We start from the raw sequence: 17,629 nt of genomic DNA, 5'->3' as shown, positions 1-17,629 counted from the left end.
AAGCGATAGAGCCGATTGCCATCACGTCATGTAAGCAAATGCTTACATGCATTTCCCAGTGTCAGAACTGTGACGCCTCCAACAGGTACAGCGACTCGCTGCCCGCCTTGACCGAGGCCGAAAGTGACTGAATGCGCGGTAGCAAACGGGCGAAGTAGAAACGCGCAGTGCCGAGCTTGCTGGCGTAGAAATCTTCCTGAGCCTCTTTGCCCGATGCGGCTTTTGCCATCATCGCCCACATGTAGGCATACGCCGTGTACCCGAATGCATGCAGATACTCGACGGACGCAGCACCGATTTCATTCGGGTTGCTGCGAGCCCGATCCAGTACCCAGTCGGTCAATTCGTCCAGTGTGGTCAGGGCTGCAACCAACGGCTTGGTGAATTCTGCCTGCGAGCTGTCAGACGAAGCGATGAATTGATGGATTTCGTCGGAGAACAGCTTGTAGTAAGCCCCACCACTGGCGACGACCTTCCGGCCCATCAGGTCCAGTGCCTGAATGCCGTTGGTCCCTTCGTAGATCTGAGTGATGCGCACATCACGCACCAGTTGCTCCTGACCCCACTCGCGAATGTAGCCGTGACCGCCGAACACCTGCTGACCGTGCACGGTGGTATCCAGGCCCATGTCGGTGAGGAAGGCCTTGGCAACGGGCGTCAGCAGCGCCACCAACGCATCGGCGCGCTGACGTACGTTGGCGTCTTCGCTGTACTTGGCGGTGTCCAGTTGCATCGCCACGTACGTGGAGAACGCACGACCGCCTTCGTTCAGCGCCTTCATGGTCAGCAGCATGCGACGCACATCGGGGTGAACGATGATCGGGTCAGCGATGGTGTCTTTGGACTGCGCGCCCGTCGGAGCCCGGCTTTGCAGTCGGTCTCGGGCGTACTCGATCGCGTTCTGATACGAACGCTCGCCGGACGCCAGGCCCTGAATGCCGACGCCCAGACGCTCGTAATTCATCATGGTGAACATCGCCGCGAGGCCTTTATTAGGCTCGCCGATCAGATAGCCTGCGGCCTGATCGAAATTCATCACGCAGGTGGCCGAGGCCTGAATGCCCATCTTGTGTTCGATGGACCCGCAGAACACCGTGTTGCGCTCACCGAGACTGCCATCGTCATTGACCATGATCTTCGGCACGAGGAACAGCGAAATGCCCTTCGGGCCTGCCGGTGCGTCAGGCAGCTTGGCCAATACGAGATGGATGATGTTCTCGGTGAGGTCGTGTTCGCCGCCGGTGATGAAGATTTTCGTGCCGCTGATCTTGTAGGACCCGTCGGTCTGGAGCTCCGCTTTCGTGCGGATAATCCCCAGGTCGGTGCCTGCGTGGGCTTCGGTCAGGCACATCGAACCGGCCCATACCCCGGCGTACATGTTCGGCAGGTATTTGGTCTTCAACGCTTCACTGGCGTGGTTGTTGATCGAAACGCAGGCGCCGGACGTCAGCATCGGGTACAGCCCGAATGCCAGACTTGCGGAATTGACCATCTCTTCGACCTGAGCAGACACCGCCTTGGGCATGCCCATGCCGCCGAATTCCGGGTTACCGCCGACGCCAACCCAACCACCTTCAGCGTACGTTTTGTAGGCCTGAACGAAGCCTGCCGGGGTGGTAACAACGGTGTCTTTCCAGTGGCAGCCTTCTTCATCTGCCGCGCGGCTCAGGGGTGCAACGGATCTGCCAGTGACTTTGCCCGCCTCTTCGAGAATCGCCTCGACGGTCTCGGCGTCCACGGTTTCGGACAATTCGGGCAGCGTGGCCCAAAGTCGGGAGACTTCGAACACTTCATTGAGGACGAAGCGCATATCGCGCAGGGGCGCTTTGTAGTCAGCCATGGCAAACCTCGTTTCAGCGGCAGAGAACTCAAGGGAAGAGCAACGCTGCAGTGACAATGCGGCGCTGGGATATCAGTGAAACGAGTGTACAGCAACACCATTTGCGACACATAGGGTCAACACGTGACTATGAATAGTTATCTGGTCACAACCGAGCAACAGTCAGACCAATGCCCTCCCACGACTCCGAGTGCGCTTGCTTACAGAATGAAAAGAGTACGTTTTAGCCGGCAGCGGCCATCCGCACAGCGCCACGCTTGCTGGTCTGCAAGTGACTGATGACGCAGTTACGCCCGGCGCCTTTGGCGGCATACAGCGCCTGATCGGCGGATTTAAGGACTTCTTCCGGATTGCGGTGCTCCGGCAGACGCTCGGCCACGCCGATGCTCACGGTCACCGACACCGTTGATGCCTGAGAGCCCGCCCGGCGCTGGCGCCCCTGCAAGTCATCGTTTGGACGATTATCCTGATTGCGCAGGTGAATCTGATAACTGGCGATGGTTTCGCGAATGACCTCAAGATGCGGCATGCACTCTTCGAGGGTCTTGCCGGCAAACACGATGGCGAACTCTTCACCGCCATAGCGATAGGCGCGCCCGCCGCCATTGGTGATCTTCGACAGCTTGCTCGCCACCAGACGCAGCACCTGGTCGCCAACATCGTGGCCATGGGTGTCGTTGAATTTCTTGAAATGATCGACGTCGCTCATCGCCAGCACATAATTGCGGCCCAGTCGCTGCATCCGCTCATTCAGCGCACGTCGACCTGGCAGCCCGGTCAGTTCGTCACGGAAGGCCATTTGATAGGCCTCGTGGGCGACTGCCGCCGCAATCATCAACATCACCTGGCTGCACATGATGTTCAGGGTGAACGGCAGGATGAAGGTTTTCGGTAAGGCCCAGAACATTCCGAGCAGCCCCACCAATTGCGCCGCATGCAGCGGCCGCGGCTTATAGAGGTACTGGGTGATCAACGCGGCAAAAGCGATGAAAAACGTCACGTAGGACAGCTGGATCAGGCTCATCCATTCCCCGTGCAACGCCGGCCAGCGGATGTCGGCGAGCCAGGCCAGCAGCCCGGCGGGAAAGCTCTGTTCGAGACCCAGCGCGACGCTGCCGACTGCCACCAGAACGGCCAACCGTGCAACCAGGTCCTGAAACAGATGGGTCCGCTCTTCCCACGCCGCGTACAGCCCGAACAGGACTGGCAGCAAGAGGCAACACAGGTGGAACACCACGGCGGCATCCTCTCGGACTTTTCCGTTATCGCGGTAGTAGTCGGTCTGTGTGTCGAGCAGGAAATAGGCGATGTACACAGTGATCATCAGGAACAGCTCACGCTGTCGCTTGTACACACCGCAATACGCACCGCCCAGCAACAGCACCAGAGTGGGCAGTACGTTGAAGAGTGAGGTAAAGAAGACGTTGAGGTCTTTCACGTACGCAGCCGCCAGTCCGGCAATCAGCAAGGCCAGAGAGGGTAAAAAATGACTGAGCCGTGCGGCAGAAGGGCGCAGCAAAAGGGCTATCTCCTCACCGGATGAAGTGAGTGCTGATTAAATGGCATTGTGCCTGTATCGGCCGCGTCCTGCATAGGATGAGGAAGAATGTGCCTGGCCTTGAGGCAAAATCGGTCAGGCACAAAAAAGCCGCTTGTCCCGGAGGACAAGCGGCTTTGAGGAAAACCCTTCGGGTGGCTCAGTAAGCGAGGCCGAAGTGCTCTTCGTTCATGTCCATCAGGTTGCTCGCGCCCGACAGCATGGTTGCCACGTGAGTACGGGTGCGCGGCAGGATGCGCTGGAAGTAGAAGCGCGCCGTCTGCAGCTTGGCGGTGTAGAAGGCTTCTTCGCTGGTGCCGGCTGCCAGTTTCTCGGCCGCAACACGGGCCATGTCAGCCCAGAAGTACGCAAGGCACGCATAACCGGAATACATCAGGTAATCCACCGAGGCGGCACCTACTTCTTCACGGTCTTTCATGGCCGCCATGCCGACCTTCATGGTCAGTTCGCCCCATTCTTTGTTCAGCGCAGCGAGCGGCGTCACGAATTCGCTGATCGCTTCGTTGCCTTCCTGGGACTGGCAGAACTTGTGGACGATCTTGGTAAAGCCTTTGAGCGCCTCGCCTTGAGTCATCAGCACTTTACGACCCAGCAGGTCGAGTGCCTGAATACCCGTGGTGCCTTCGTACAGCATGGCAATACGGGCGTCGCGAACGTTCTGCTCCATGCCCCACTCGGCGATGAAGCCGTGGCCGCCATAGACCTGAACGCCGTGGTTGGCGGATTCGAAACCGACTTCGGTCATGAACGCCTTGGCGATCGGCGTCATGAACGCCAGCAGTGCATCGGCTTGCTTCTTGGCTTCGGCGTCGTCGCTGTACTTGGCGATGTCGACCTGCTTGGCGGTGAAGTACACCATCGCACGGGTGCCCTCGGCGAAGGCCTTCATGGTCAGCAGCATGCGACGTACGTCCGGGTGAACGATGATCGGGTCAGCGGCTTTCTCTGGCGCTTTGGGTCCAGTCAGCGAACGCATCTGCAGACGCTCACGGGCGTATTTCAGGCCGCCCTGGAAACCGATCTCGGCGTGGGCCAGACCTTGCAGCGCCGTTCCCAGACGCGCGGTGTTCATGAACGTGAACATGCAGTTCAGGCCCTTGTTCGCCGGGCCGATCAGGAAACCGGTGGCGCCGTCGAAGTTCATCACGCAGGTGGCGTTGCCATGAATGCCCATCTTGTGTTCCAGCGAACCGCAATTCACAGCGTTGCGCTCGCCGACGCTGCCATCAGCGGCCGGCACGAATTTCGGCACGATGAACAGCGAAATGCCTTTGGTGCCGGCAGGCGCGTCGGGCAGGCGGGCCAGCACGATGTGGACGATGTTATCGGCCATGTCGTGTTCGCCAGCGGAAATGAAAATCTTGGTGCCGGACACTTTGTACGATCCGTCAGCCTGAGGCTCGGCCTTGGTGCGCAGCATGCCCAGGTCGGTGCCGCAGTGAGGTTCGGTCAGGCACATGGTGCCGGTCCACTCACCCGAAACCAGTTTGGTCAGGTAGGCGTCCTGCTGTTCAGGGGTGCCGTGCTCGGAGATGGTGTTCATCGCGCCATGGGACAGGCCCGGGTACATGCCCCACGACCAGTTGGCTTCGCCGACCATTTCACTGACCGCCAGACCCAGCGACTCGGGCAGACCCTGGCCGCCATGGGCGACGTCGTGGGCCAGGCTCGGCCAGCCGCCTTCAACGAACTGTTTGTAGGCTTCCTTGAAACCGGTCGGCGTTTTTACGCCGGACTCGCTCCAGGTGCAGCCTTCGGTGTCACCCACACGGTTCAGCGGGGCCAGGACCTGCTCACAAAACTTGGCGCCTTCCTCGAGAATGGCGTCAACCATGTCAGGCGTGGCGTCCTGGCATGCTGGCAGACTCTGATAGTGCGCTTCGTAGCCGAGCAGCTCGTCACGGACGAAGCGAATATCACGCAAGGGGGCCTTGTAGTCAGGCATAGCGATAAACCTCTGCTGGTGAATCCTGGAATTGGATGACCGTGTGGTCACTGTGGGGCGTTGCCCCCGCGCCGACGTTTGGGATCACGCGACGATCAAACAGGTGTTTGAAACATACGTTTACGCCTATACCTTGTCAAGCGACCCCCTGCACCTTTCATCACCTGATGAGGGCAACGTGCGGACGTGGGTATACGACGCCAGGCAGTTCAGAACAGTGCGTTGAGTCTAGAGAGCGTTGGGAAAAAGCAGGTCGCAGCGCCCTGAGGACGAGCACGTGAATGAGGGGTTATTCAGGAGAGGGGCAGCATCCAGCGACGTGCGCCGCAGCGCACGAAGCGAAGGAGGATCAGGCGAAGGTGTCGATCAGCGTGCCGAGCATTTCATCGCTGGCTTTTTCGACTTTGACGCCAGCCTGGACTTGAATCCGGCCTTGGGTCAGTTCCACCACATTGGTGGCCAGGTCGGAACGTTGCGGACGATCCACAGAGCGAAGGCGCTCAAGCTGGAAATCCGAAGACTGACTGCGTCCAGACACCTCAGTGGCGGGACTGGCCAGTTGCGTCGCAGCCTGATCGACACGGTTCTGCCCGACCTGCATGGCGCTGAGGCCCGGGTACAGCGTGTTATTCAGCGAGATTTGCATGAGCACGATCCTCTGTTCATAGCGAACAGCGTGATTAAAGCAGCAAAGCGCGCGGATTACTCTGCCATGCGACTAGTGGCATTGCGCCTTGTGACGTGCCTCACACTCGGCGACGCCCTAACGGTTAATCCAGCAACTCAAGATGCAGATGCTCGGCAATCATTTCCGCCGTCGCCTTCTTCATGAACGGCACTCGACCCAGGCACGGCGCCGGCAGACGCTCTGCAAGCGTGGCAAGGTTTTCTTCAAGCCGTGACGTTTTGGGATCGATGATATTCGCTACCCAGCCCGCCAGTTGCAGACCGTCGTTAGCGATCGCTTCGGCTGACAGCAACGCATGGCTGATACAGCCCAGGCGCACGCCCACCACCAGAATCACCGGCAACTTCAGCGCGATAGCCAGATCGGACAGATTGGCCTGATCGGCCAAGGGAACGCGCCAGCCGCCGGCACCTTCGATCAGCGTGAAGTCAGCCTGCTTGTCGAGGATGTGCTGCATCGGCCCGAGCAGGGACTGCACGGTCAGGGCGACTCCCGCTTCCCGCGCGGCCAGATGGGGTGCGATCGCCGGCTCGAAGGCCACCGGATTGACCTCGTTGTAAGTCAGCTGAATCGAACATTCGGCGCGCAAGGCGACGGCATCCGAGTTACGCAGCCCCTTGGGTTTTACATCGCAACCGGAAGCCACCGGCTTACCCGCCGCCGTGCTCAACCCCGACTGCCGCGCCGCGTACAGAAGCCCCGTGGCTATAGTGGTCTTGCCGACGTCGGTATCGGTTCCCGTGATGAAATACGCAGCGCTCATCGTGGCGACCATCCATTGAGAAATTTCAAACTATTGCCTGCTTACTATAGCGTCCGTGTGACGGGCGCTGACTAAATAGATCATTCTTTAATCAATGTCAGGCTTCACGAGGATGGCGTACACCACCTGATACGTGGCCGGCAGGCCTTCGTCCTGACGAAACCTTTCGTATGCCTCTATCAAGGCCTGAATCCTGGCACGCCCGGTCAGACCGCCGGGTCGACCCGGATTGATATTGTGCGCGCCGAGCGCCTTGAGTTCATGGGTCAGGCTGCGCACGTCGGGATAGTGCAGCACATGAGGCAGCACTTTGAGGCTAAGCATATTTAAACCGCTGACAGCGCAGAGGCGTTGATACGCCTCGAACTCGCGGAAGCGGTTGACGTGGACCATCCCATCCACTGCCTGCCAGCTGTCGCGCAATTCAAACAGAGTTCCGACGCAGAGGCTGGCAAACGCAAACACGCCGCCCGGTTTCAGCACACGACGCGCTTCGCTCAGCACCGCGGAAAAATCCGGGCACCATTGCACCGCCAGGCTGGAGAACATTAGATCGACGCTCGCGTCGCGCAGCGGAAGATGCTCCGCGTCGCCTGACACGTAATGAGTGGCGCCCCCTAACGGGCGTGCATAACGCAGCATGCCTTCGGCGATGTCGAGCGCAATGCCTTCGCTCTCAGGAAACGTCTGCGTCAGCGCGCGACTGAAGCAACCGGTGCCGCTGCCCAGGTCCAACCAGCGGGAAGGTGCCAAGGCTGGCAGTCGCGTCATCAGCTCGGTGCCGACGGCGCGCTGCAAGTCGGCCACGCTGTCGTAACTCGCCGCGGCCTTCGAGAAGGACGCCGCCACCTGACGCTTGTCAGGCAGGGTGTGTTGCCCGGATGCCTGTTGCTGTTTCACGGCCTTCAGCACCGCGCAGTGGGAAAGATCAGTCATCACCGGACTCGTGTAAAAACGCATGAACTGCAGCGGCGACGCCGTGCGGGTTTTCCAGAATAAAGGCGTGACTGGCCTGCTCAATCACGCCCACTTCGATATCAGGCTGGAGCGTAAGCAGGTCCGCCGACGCCTCTGCCGGTACCAACGCATCAAGACCGCCAAACAGATGCAGTTGCGGGCCGCGAAACGCTTGCAGCGCTTTGCGCGTGTCCATTTGCTCAAGTAGCTTCAGGCCTTCGATCAAGCCGGCGCTGGTGCCGTGGGGTGCGCAGGCTTTGAGCTGTCTCGACAGCGCCCGCGGCTCCTCGGCACCTTGTACGCACAACAGACTGAAGCGCTTGAGCGTGGCGTCCGGATCGGCTTTGCAACCGGCAATGAACGCGTCGAAATCCGTCTGTGGCATCGCGTTGGGCCACTCGCTGCGGGCCACGAAGCAGACGTTGCTGGCGAACGTCGCCAGTCCGCAGCAGCGCTCGCCCCTGCGCGCAGCCAGTTCGGCAGCCAGCATGCCGCCCAGCGACCAGCCGCCCAGCCAGACGTTGTCGGGCAATGTCGAATCCAGCTCATCGAGCCAGTCGTCGAGGTTGTCGGTGTCCATGTCCGGCAACGGCTCGATCACGACCCGCAAATGTTCGTCGAGCCCTCGCAGCGCTGCGGCCAGCGGTTCAAGAGGAGAAACACCAAGGCCCCAGCCCGGCAAAAGGATCAACTGATCACGCATGGTCCAGCTCCGAAGATTCGTCTACGCCCAGCAGCGGATAACACTGCTCCAGTGCCTGCAACAATAGCTGCACCTGCGCCTCGCTGTGGGCGGCGGACAATGTCACGCGTAAACGCGCGCTGCCCGCAGGCACCGTCGGCGGCCGAATGGCGGTGACCATCACGCCGCGTTCTCGCAGCAATTGCGAGAGCCGCAACGCGCGCCCGCTGTCGCCGATCAGGATCGGCTGGATAGGCGTGAAACTGTCCATCAGTTCCAGGCCGAGGGCTTGAGCGCCGGCGCGGAACTGTTTGATGAGTGCCGTCAGGTGCTCCCGTCGCCAGTGTTCGGTGCGCAGCAGTTCGAGGCTTTTCAGCGTCGCGCAGGCCAGCGCCGGCGGCTGGCTGGTGGTGTAGATGTAGGGGCGGGCGAACTGGATCAGCGTTTCGATCAGCTCATCGCTGCCCGCAACAAATGCGCCCGCTGTACCGAAGGACTTACCCAGGGTGCCGATCAGCACCGGGACGTCATCGATGCCGAGGCCGAAGTGCTCGACGATGCCTGCACCATTCGCCCCCAGCGGGCCGAAACCGTGGGCATCGTCGACCATCAGCCATGCGTTTTTGGCTTTCGCCGCCTTGGCCAGCGCGGGTAGATCAGCGACATCGCCGTCCATGCTGAACACGCCGTCGGTCACCACCAGGGTGTCACCGACCGCTTTGTCCAACCGGCTGGCGAGGCTGTCGCAATCGTTGTGCAGGTACCGGGAAAAACGCGCGCCGCTGAGCAGGCCGGCGTCGAGCAACGAAGCATGATTGAGGCGATCTTCCAGCACCGTGTCGCCCTGCCCCACCAACGCTGTGACCGTGCCGAGGTTGGCCATGTAGCCGTTGGAAAACAACAGCGCGCGGGGCCGCCCGGTGAACTCGGCGAGTGCTTCTTCGAGGGCGTGATGGGGCGTGCTGTGGCCAATCACCAAATGCGAGGCACCACCGCCGACGCCCCAACGTTCGGCGCCGGCTTGCCACGCCGCGATGACCTCGGGATGACTCGCGAGCCCCATGTAATCGTTGTTGCAGAACGCCAGCAGCGGCTTGCCGTCGACAATCACTTCAGGGCCCTGCGGGCTTTCCAGCAGGGGCCGCTGACGATAAAGGTGCTCGGCACGACGGGCAGCGAGACGTGCGTTCAGATCAAAGGACATGCAGGCCTCGGGTCAAGCCACTATGGGGGCTCAAACAGCCGCGTCGTAAAACAGCTCGCTGCTTTTCTGCTCGATCAAGGCTTGTTCGATGGCTGCCTGATGCACCTCGTCCGAGTGCTCTTCGCGCGCTTCTGGCTGAATGCCCAGACGCGAGAACAGCTGCATGTCTTTGTCGGACTGCGGGTTGGCGGTGGTCAGCAGCTTGTCGCCGTAGAAGATGGAGTTGGCGCCGGCGAAAAACGCCAGGGCCTGCATCTGGTCGTTCATGGCTTCGCGACCGGCGGACAGGCGGACGTGGGATTGCGGCATCAGGATGCGCGCGACGGCCAGCATCCGGATGAAATCGAACGGATCGATATCCTCGGCGTTTTCCAGCGGCGTGCCGGCGACTTTCACCAGCATGTTGATTGGCACGGATTCCGGATGCTCCGGCAGGTTGGCGAGCTGGATCAGCAGATTGGCGCGGTCGTCGAGGGATTCACCCATGCCCAGGATGCCGCCGGAGCAGATCTTCATGCCTGAATCACGCACGTACGCCAACGTCTGCAGGCGATCGCTGTAGGTGCGGGTGGTGATGATGCTGGTGTAGAAGTCCGGCGACGTGTCGAGGTTGTGGTTGTAGTAATCGAGGCCAGCGTCGGCCAGCGCCTGGGTCTGGTCCTGATCCAGCTTGCCGAGGGTCATGCAGGTTTCCAGGCCCATGGCCTTGACGCCTTTGACCATCTCCAGCACGTAGGGCATGTCTTTGGCCGACGGGTGCTTCCACGCCGCGCCCATGCAGAAACGGGTCGAACCAATGGCCTTGGCGCGTGCGGCTTCTTCCAGCACTTGCTGGACCTGCATCAGCTTTTCTTTTTCCAGACCGGTGTTGTAGTGGCCCGATTGCGGGCAGTACTTGCAGTCTTCCGGGCAGGCGCCTGTTTTGATCGACAGCAGGGTCGAGACTTGCACGCGGTTGGCATCGAAATGAGCGCGGTGCACGGTTTGCGCCTGAAACAGCAGGTCATTGAATGGCTGTGTGAACAGCGCCTTGACCTCGGCTAGATTCCAGTCGTGACGCAGGTTGGCATTGATGCTGGCGCTCATGGGCGGCTCCTTGATGTTTTCTGGACGATGACCCGGGCGGCTTCGCCCAGCGGCAAAACCGGAAAGCCCACAGGCGCAACACGGATGTTCGGCATATTTAAGGAAGCGACATGCGCTGTCAACCATATAACGGGCATGAGGTTTACATCTGGTTAGAAAACGTACAGACGTGTTTGTTGTGCGATGAATCAACGGATTCAAGCACCCCGATCTGCATGCCCTGTGAACGCGAACTCCCCTGGCTGATTGACCAGTGCGAGCGTTGCGCACTGCCCATGCCGATGTCCGGCCTCACCTGCGGCGCCTGCAATCGCCACCCTCCCGCCTTCAATGACGTTATCGCTCCGTGGCTTTACGACTTCCCGATCGACGCGCTGGTCACACGCTTCAAGCATCAGGGAAAATGGCCGTTCGGCCGGCTGCTGGCGGAGCTGTTGAGCGAGACGCTGCATCATCGCTTCAATGACGGCCTGCGCCGGCCCGACTTTCTCATTCCGGTGCCCCTTGCCAAAAAGCGGTTGCGCCAGCGGGGCTTCAATCAGGCAGCGATGTTGGCGAACTGGCTCGGCGCTCGACTGGGACTGCCTGTCGATGAACGCGTGATTCGCCGCGTGAAAGAAACTCCCTCGCAACAGGGCCTGGATGCGAAAGCCAGAAAGCGCAATCTGGCGTCCGCCTTTGCACTGAAGGACGCCACGCTGATTTTCGGCAAGCACCTCGCACTGATTGATGACGTACTGACCACCGGATCGACGGCCAACGCACTGGCAGAACTGTTGCTCAAGGCCGGCGCTCAATCGGTGGACGTGTACTGCCTGGCAAGAACGCCGAAGCCTGGGGACTAAGCGGCCGAGAGATTAAGAAGTCCACAGCATTTGGGTGTCAGGCGTTTTGGCTTACACTCCGGCGTCATCACTTCCAGTGCATCCGACGCCTATGTCCCTACCGCCCTCCCTCACTCAGCATATGGTTCGTCGCCCTCACCGCATCGCGCTGTTGCAGCACATTGCCGAGCAGGGTTCGATCACCCGTGCAGCGAAGAGCGCCGGGCTGAGTTACAAGGCGACATGGGACGCCATCGATGAGCTGAACAATCTGGCACAGCAACCGCTGGTCGAGCGCAGTGTCGGCGGTCGAGGGGGCGGCGGCGCCAAATTGTCCGCCGAAGGCGAGCGCGTACTGCGGCTTTATCAGCGCTTGCAAGCGTTGCAGACCCAGTTGCTGGAAACCTCGGAGGAGTCCGATGATCTCGCCCTGCTCAGCCGCTTGATGCTGCGCACCAGCGCGCGTAATCAGCTGCATGGTCAGGTCAGCGGCGTCCGCTCCCAAGGCCGCAACGACATGATCACGTTGCAGCTCGCGGGCGGTTTGTCGATCGAGGCGCAGATCACCCACGACAGCACCTTGCGACTGGGGCTCGAAATCGGCAAGGATGTGTTCGCCTTGATTAAGGCCGGCTGGCTGGAGCTACTGACGCCCGACCAATCTGAAACAATCGGACACAATTGCCTCACCGGCAAAATAGAGGAAATCCTCGACGCCGAGGATGGCCCGAGCGAGGTCAGAATCGTTCTACCCAGTCACCAGATCCTCTGCGCGGTGGTCGACGCGGACCGGCTGCACGCCTTGCAACTCAAGGCCGGCGGCGCTGTGAAGGTTCAGTTTGCACCCTCCAACATTCTGCTCGGCACGCCGCTGTAAGCGCTGTTTGCACGAAAGACCAAAGCCCGACTCGTCATCTGACCGACACAATAACGTCATCCGAACTGCATAGGGTTTTGCCCTAAACCGCAGGGAGCCCGTGATGACACTATTAAAAGATAACCAATCCACCGACCTCGAAAACATGGTTGGCCTGACCCGACGCGGGTTCATCAGCGCGGGCGCCCTGTGCGGCGCGGCGATGTTCCTGGGCGGCAACCTGCTCAGCCGCAGCGTCATGGCCGCCAGTGTCAGCGCCGCCAATGGCACGCTGCTCGGCTTCGACAGCATCCCCTCCTCCACCACCGACAGCATCAGTCTGCCGCCCGGTTATCGCTCCTCGGTCCTGATCAGTTGGGGCCAGCCGCTGCACACCAACGGCCCGGCTTTTGACCCCAGCGGCAAAGGCACCGCGAAGATGCAGGAGCTGCAATTCGGCGACAACAATGACGGCATGAGCCTGTTCACCTTCCCAGGCGACAAGCCGGAGACCGCCAGCCGCGCACTGATGGCGATCAACAACGAATACACCAATTACCGTTACCTGTTCGATCACGGCAAAGACCCGCAGTCCGCCGAAGACGTACACAAGGCCCAGGCCAGCGAAGGTGTGTCGGTGATTGAGGTCAAGCGCGTCGGTCAGCAATGGGCGTTCGTGCAAGGCTCCAAATACAACCGGCGCATCCACGGCAACACGCCGATTCACCTGAGTGGCCCGGCCGCCGGGCACGAATGGTTGAAAACCGCGGCCGACAAGACCGGCAAAAACGTACTCGGGACGTTCCAGAACTGCGCCAACGGCAAGACGCCGTGGGGCACCTATCTGACCTGCGAAGAAAATTTCACCGACTGCTTCGGCAGCAGCGATCCGGCACAGACCTTCGACGCCGCGACCAAACGCTATGGTGTGACGGCTGCCAGCAAGGAAGTGAACTGGCACCTGCACGACCCGCGTTTCGACGTCGCAAAAAACCCTAACGAACCCAATCGCCATGGCTGGGTGGTGGAGATCGATCCGTTCGATCCGAAATCCACACCGGTCAAACGCACCGCGCTGGGCCGCTTCAAGCATGAAAACGCTGCACTGACCGAAACCAAAGACGGCCGCGTCGTGGTGTACATGGGCGACGATGAGCGCGGCGAGTTCATCTACAAATTCATCAGCCGGGACAAGGTCGATCACAAAAACCCCAAGGCCAACCGCGACATTCTCGACCATGGCACGCTGTACGTGGCGCAGTTCGATGCTGGCGACAGCAACCCCGATCACCCGAAAGGCCAGGGCAAATGGATTGAGCTGAGCCACGGCAAGAACGGCATCGACGCGGCCAGCGGGTTCGCCAATCAGGCCGAAGTGCTGATTCATGCGCGCCTGGCGGCCAGTCAGGTCAAGGCGACGCGCATGGATCGGCCCGAGTGGATCGTTGTCAGCCCCAAGGACGGCCAGGTCTATTGCACATTGACCAACAACATCAAGCGCGGTGATGAAGGACAGCCGGTGGGCGGGCCGAATCCCCGCGCGAAAAACCAGTACGGGCAGATTCTGCGCTGGCAGGAAACAGGCTCAGATGCAGCCGCCATGGATTTTGCGTGGGACTTGTTTGTTGTCGCCGGCAACCCGGGTGTGCATGCAGGAACGCCTCAGGGGGGATCAAGCAACATCAATCCGCAGAACATGTTCAACAGCCCGGATGGCCTGGGTTTCGACACAGCCGGGCGGCTATGGATTCTGACGGATGGCGACGCCACCGATGCCGGTGACTTCGCCGGCATGGGCAATAACCAGATGCTGTGCGCTGACCCGGCCAGCGGCGAGATCCGCCGGTTTATGGTCGGGCCGGTGGGCTGTGAAGTCACCGGCATCAGCTTCGCGCCCGACCAGAAAGCCCTGTTCGTCGGCATTCAGCACCCCGGCGAAAACGGCGGCTCGACTTTCCCCGAGCATTTGCCGAACGGCAAGCCGAGGTCATCGGTGATGGTCATCACGCGGGAGGATGGCGGGGTGATCGGCGCGTAACCTGCGTTGTAATGCGCTCGACCTTATGCGCCGGCTGACAGACGCTGCTTAACGTGTAGGAGTGAGCTTGCTCGCGAAGGGGCCAGTATGTCCGCCGAGTTTTCTACGGATTGAACACCGCTTTCGCGAGCAAGGTGGGGCGCCACACCGGTCACACCCACAAAGGGAGCGGTCGTCTGTTGATGCAGCTTTCCAATCCGCATCGCACGCGCGGAAGTGAGCATCCCGCTGTGTCAGGTGCAACACGCCTGAGTTACCATGACTGGCCCGACGCGGCAGCCTGCTGCGCGCAGGAGTTAGCATGGCCCACCCGTTCGAAACACTTACACCTGACCTGGTGCTGGACGCCGTCGAGAGCATCGGCTTTGTCACCGACGCCCGTATTCTCGCGCTCAACAGCTATGAGAACCGTGTCTATCAGGTCGGCATCGATGAACAGCAGCCGCTGATTGCCAAGTTCTACCGGCCCGGTCGCTGGACCAACGAAGCCATTCTCGAAGAACACAGTTTCACGGCAGAACTGGCCGACGTCGAAATCCCGGTCGTCGCGCCCCTTGTGCACAACGGCCAGACCCTGTTCGAGCACGCCGGCTTTCGCTTTACCCTGTTCCCCCGTCGTGGCGGCCGCGCGCCAGAGCCTGGCAATCTCGAACAGCTCTACCGTCTCGGCCAGTTGCTGGGGCGCATCCATGCGGTCGGCGCCACGCGCCCGTTCCAGCACCGCGAAGCCCTTGGCGTGCAGAACTTCGGCCACAACTCGCTGAACTACCTGCTGGATAACAACGTGATTCCGCGCAGCTTGCTGCCGGCCTATGAGTCCGTTGCCAAAGACCTGCTCAAGCGCGTGGAAGACGTCTACGCCGCCACGCCCCATCAGAACATCCGCATGCACGGCGATTGCCACCCCGGCAACATGATGACCCGCGACGACATCTTCCACATCGTCGATCTCGACGACTGCCGCATGGGCCCGGCGGTGCAGGACGTCTGGATGATGCTCGCGGGTGATCGTCAGGACTGTCTGAGTCAGCTGTCGGAATTGATGGACGGCTACAACGAGTTTCACGACTTCGACCCCCGTGAGCTGGCGCTCATCGAACCGCTGCGGGCCTTACGCCTGTTGCACTACAGCGCCTGGCTGGCGCGTCGCTGGGACGATCCGGCGTTCCACCACAGCTTTTCCTGGTTCGGCACCGAGCGCTATTGGGGTGACCAGGTGCTGGCGCTGCGCGAGCAGTTGTCCGCGCTGAACGAGGAACCGCTGAAGCTGTTCTGAAAACGCGCAAACACTCTGTTGGAGCGTGGCTTGTCCCGCGAACTGGCGCGAAGCGGCAGCAATCCGAACACTCGATGTACCAGACGAGGCTAAATCGTCCGGTTTACGACTGCTGCGCAGCCGATCGCGGGACAAGCCACGCTCCTATACGTCAGCCACACGTCCCACGCCTGCGCGACGTTCGGTTACCGAAACAGATAGAACCATCACAACAAAAAACTTGCCGAAGGACCACTCATGCAAGCTGCCAACCCGCGTCGCGGGTACATTCTGGGCCTGAGCGCCTACATCATCTGGGGGCTGTTTCCGATCTACTTCAAGGTGCTGGCCAGCGTTCCTTCACTGGAAATCATCGTCAATCGGGCGATCTGGTCAGCCATTTCCGGCTCGCTTCTGCTGCTGGTCTGGAAGCATCCGGGCTGGTGGCAAGAGCTGCGGGATAACCCCAAACGCCTCGCTATTCTCGCCTGCAGCGGCACGTTGATCGCCGCCAACTGGCTGATTTACGTGTGGGCCGTGAACAACAACCACATGGTCGAAGCCAGCCTGGGTTACTTCATCAACCCGCTGATCAACGTGATGCTCGGCATGGTGCTGCTGCGTGAAAGACTGCGGCCGTTGCAATGGGTCGCGGTGATGCTGGCGTTGATCGGTGTGCTTCAGCAGGTCTGGCAAGTGGGGAGCCTGCCGTGGGTGTCGCTCGCGCTGGCGTTCACTTTCGGCTTCTACGGCCTGATTCGCAAAAAAGCACCGGTGGCCGCACTGCCCGGGCTGGTCGTGGAGACCTGGATTCTGGTGCCGCTGGCCGTGGGCTGGTTGATTTTCAACCCGCTGGCCCACAGCGCACAGCCGGAATTCTGGACAACATCCGAGGCGCTCTGGCTGGCGGCGGCCGGTCCGGTGACCCTCGTGCCGCTGGTGTGTTTCAACGCCGCAGCAAGGCATTTGCCCTACGCGACCCTGGGCTTCCTGCAGTACATCGCGCCGACGCTCGTGCTGGCCCTGGCGGTTGTGCTGTACGACGAACACATGCCCTCGGCCACCTTAGTGACCTTCGCCTTCATCTGGTCCGGATTGGTCATCTACAGCTTCGACGCATGGCGCTCACTGCGCAAACGCGCCCAGGCCTGATCAGGAAAAAGGAATCGCTGCAGGCGCGCCGAAAAAGCAGGGCCTGCAGCGTTTACATCGATTACTCGTCCGTCGGCAGGTGGAGTTCCACCATCAGGTCATCCGCCAGGGTTTCCAGCCGCTGCTGCAGCACATCCAGCGAAAGGTCCATCGGCAACCCCAACTCGGCATGGGCGCGAAACAGCGTTTCGCTGCTCATGGGCGCGGGCTCGACACTGGTCACCAGATGCTCCAGGTTGACGCCTTGCTCGGCCAGCACGCGAGTGAGGTCGCGCACGATCCCGGCTCGATCATTGCCCACCAGTTCCATGGTGATGGGCCTCCACTCAGGCAAGGCTTCGGGGACGACTTCGGCGAACAATACGCGGATGCCTTTTGCCGAGAGCCCTTCCAGCGCGCTGCGAAGGGGCTGATGCGCGTCGACCGGCGCGCTGACCCGCAGAATCCCGGCGAACTGCCCGGCCATGTGTGACATACGGCTTTCCAGCCAATTGCCACCGTGATCGGCAATGCATGCGGCGAGCTGCTCGACCACGCCTGGCTTGTCCGGCGCGGACACCGTGACGATAAGATGATCCACAAACGACTCCTTTTTTATGTGCAGCGACTGAGGCCTGTTTAATACCACGCCTCATGGGTTGCGGGGTGGTTTTGGGGAGTATAGGCAGGTCTGCACTGCCCGCAGCGGCGTGAACGCATGAGGAATTTCTGTGTACGATTCGAATACTTTTCTGGAACAATCTGATCGCTCTTTGAGAACATCCCATACCGATGCGTGGCC

General features: G+C 60.7%; 15 protein-coding genes. 5 read left to right on the top strand and 10 right to left on the bottom strand.

All coding sequences use genetic code 11. The features are described 5' to 3' along the window. Positions 1-61: 61 nt before the first annotated feature. From BMY98_RS07635 to bioB, 9 genes are all read right to left on the bottom strand, one after another. Complete coding sequence (locus BMY98_RS07635; protein ID WP_074886891.1) at positions 62-1,840, bottom strand: acyl-CoA dehydrogenase C-terminal domain-containing protein; 1,779 nt, start codon at positions 1,838-1,840, stop codon at positions 62-64. A gap of 223 nt (positions 1,841-2,063) precedes the next feature. After that, positions 2,064-3,359 carry a GGDEF domain-containing protein gene (locus tag BMY98_RS07630; RefSeq protein ID WP_074886888.1) on the bottom strand — a complete coding sequence of 432 codons (1,296 nt, stop codon included), beginning with the start codon at positions 3,357-3,359 and terminating at the stop codon, positions 2,064-2,066. A 178-nt stretch (positions 3,360-3,537) separates the two neighbouring features. Beyond that, positions 3,538-5,343, bottom strand: coding sequence for a phenylacyl-CoA dehydrogenase (locus tag BMY98_RS07625; RefSeq protein ID WP_074886885.1), 1,806 nt, complete (start codon positions 5,341-5,343; stop codon positions 3,538-3,540). Positions 5,344-5,692: 349 nt separating this feature from the next. After that, positions 5,693-5,989, bottom strand: coding sequence for a pyrroloquinoline quinone biosynthesis protein PqqE (locus BMY98_RS07620; protein ID WP_074886881.1), 297 nt, complete (start codon positions 5,987-5,989; stop codon positions 5,693-5,695). Between the two features lie 124 nt (positions 5,990-6,113). Next, positions 6,114-6,794: a dethiobiotin synthase gene (gene bioD / locus BMY98_RS07615; RefSeq protein ID WP_074886878.1), complete on the bottom strand. Its 681-nt coding sequence runs from the start codon at positions 6,792-6,794 to the stop codon at positions 6,114-6,116. 87 nt (positions 6,795-6,881) lie between these two features. Further along, on the bottom strand, positions 6,882-7,730 hold the full coding sequence (gene bioC / locus BMY98_RS07610) for a malonyl-ACP O-methyltransferase BioC (protein ID WP_083398742.1): 849 nt from the start codon (positions 7,728-7,730) through the stop codon (positions 6,882-6,884). Continuing rightward, positions 7,723-8,454: an alpha/beta fold hydrolase gene (locus BMY98_RS07605; protein WP_074886875.1), complete on the bottom strand. Its 732-nt coding sequence runs from the start codon at positions 8,452-8,454 to the stop codon at positions 7,723-7,725. Before BMY98_RS07605 ends, bioC begins: the two co-directional genes overlap by 8 nt. Then, complete coding sequence (bioF, locus tag BMY98_RS07600; protein WP_074886870.1) at positions 8,447-9,637, bottom strand: 8-amino-7-oxononanoate synthase; 1,191 nt, start codon at positions 9,635-9,637, stop codon at positions 8,447-8,449. Before bioF ends, BMY98_RS07605 begins: the two co-directional genes overlap by 8 nt. A gap of 30 nt (positions 9,638-9,667) precedes the next feature. Beyond that, positions 9,668-10,723, bottom strand: coding sequence for a biotin synthase BioB (gene bioB / locus BMY98_RS07595; RefSeq protein WP_074886867.1), 1,056 nt, complete (start codon positions 10,721-10,723; stop codon positions 9,668-9,670). Positions 10,724-10,833: 110 nt separating this feature from the next. Between bioB and BMY98_RS07590 the strand changes: the two genes are divergently transcribed. The 5 genes from BMY98_RS07590 to rarD all read left to right on the top strand — a co-directional run bounded on the left by BMY98_RS07590 (position 10,834) and on the right by rarD (position 16,848). Continuing rightward, entirely contained in the window at positions 10,834-11,568 is a 735-nt protein-coding gene (locus BMY98_RS07590) for a ComF family protein (RefSeq protein WP_074886864.1), read from the top strand. 91 nt (positions 11,569-11,659) lie between these two features. After that, on the top strand, positions 11,660-12,424 hold the full coding sequence (locus tag BMY98_RS07585) for a TOBE domain-containing protein (protein WP_074886862.1): 765 nt from the start codon (positions 11,660-11,662) through the stop codon (positions 12,422-12,424). Between the two features lie 103 nt (positions 12,425-12,527). Then, complete coding sequence (locus tag BMY98_RS07580) at positions 12,528-14,441, top strand: PhoX family protein (RefSeq protein ID WP_074886859.1); 1,914 nt, start codon at positions 12,528-12,530, stop codon at positions 14,439-14,441. Positions 14,442-14,742: 301 nt separating this feature from the next. Beyond that, positions 14,743-15,717, top strand: a complete 975-nt coding sequence (locus BMY98_RS07575; RefSeq protein WP_074886856.1) for a serine/threonine protein kinase — start codon at positions 14,743-14,745, stop codon at positions 15,715-15,717. Positions 15,718-15,954: 237 nt separating this feature from the next. Next, complete coding sequence (rarD, locus tag BMY98_RS07570; RefSeq protein WP_074886854.1) at positions 15,955-16,848, top strand: EamA family transporter RarD; 894 nt, start codon at positions 15,955-15,957, stop codon at positions 16,846-16,848. A gap of 61 nt (positions 16,849-16,909) precedes the next feature. Here rarD and BMY98_RS07565 read toward each other — a convergent pair whose 3' ends face one another. Further along, positions 16,910-17,428 (bottom strand): glycine cleavage system transcriptional repressor, encoded by a 519-nt coding sequence (locus BMY98_RS07565; protein ID WP_074886851.1) that lies wholly within the window; start codon positions 17,426-17,428, stop codon positions 16,910-16,912. Positions 17,429-17,629 lie beyond the last annotated feature (201 nt).

The sequence above is a fragment of the Pseudomonas graminis genome, assembly GCF_900111735.1.
Taxonomy (GTDB): domain Bacteria; phylum Pseudomonadota; class Gammaproteobacteria; order Pseudomonadales; family Pseudomonadaceae; genus Aquipseudomonas; species Aquipseudomonas graminis.
The sequence above is the reverse complement of the archived record's forward strand: the minus strand, read 5'-3'. Positions and strand labels throughout refer to the sequence as shown.

Coding starts and splice junctions, on each gene's coding strand:
- BMY98_RS07635 (WP_074886891.1), bottom strand. CDS start 1,840: ATGGCTGACTACAAAGCGCCCCTGCGCGATATGCGCTTCGTCCTCAAT.
- BMY98_RS07625 (WP_074886885.1), bottom strand. CDS start 5,343: ATGCCTGACTACAAGGCCCCCTTGCGTGATATTCGCTTCGTCCGTGAC.
- BMY98_RS07620 (WP_074886881.1), bottom strand. CDS start 5,989: ATGCAAATCTCGCTGAATAACACGCTGTACCCGGGCCTCAGCGCCATG.
- bioD (WP_074886878.1), bottom strand. CDS start 6,794: ATGAGCGCTGCGTATTTCATCACGGGAACCGATACCGACGTCGGCAAG.
- bioC (WP_083398742.1), bottom strand. CDS start 7,730: ATGACTGATCTTTCCCACTGCGCGGTGCTGAAGGCCGTGAAACAGCAA.
- BMY98_RS07605 (WP_074886875.1), bottom strand. CDS start 8,454: ATGCGTGATCAGTTGATCCTTTTGCCGGGCTGGGGCCTTGGTGTTTCT.
- bioF (WP_074886870.1), bottom strand. CDS start 9,637: ATGTCCTTTGATCTGAACGCACGTCTCGCTGCCCGTCGTGCCGAGCAC.
- bioB (WP_074886867.1), bottom strand. CDS start 10,723: ATGAGCGCCAGCATCAATGCCAACCTGCGTCACGACTGGAATCTAGCC.
- BMY98_RS07590 (WP_074886864.1), top strand. CDS start 10,834: ATGCGCTGTCAACCATATAACGGGCATGAGGTTTACATCTGGTTAGAA.
- BMY98_RS07585 (WP_074886862.1), top strand. CDS start 11,660: ATGTCCCTACCGCCCTCCCTCACTCAGCATATGGTTCGTCGCCCTCAC.
- BMY98_RS07580 (WP_074886859.1), top strand. CDS start 12,528: ATGACACTATTAAAAGATAACCAATCCACCGACCTCGAAAACATGGTT.
- BMY98_RS07575 (WP_074886856.1), top strand. CDS start 14,743: ATGGCCCACCCGTTCGAAACACTTACACCTGACCTGGTGCTGGACGCC.
- rarD (WP_074886854.1), top strand. CDS start 15,955: ATGCAAGCTGCCAACCCGCGTCGCGGGTACATTCTGGGCCTGAGCGCC.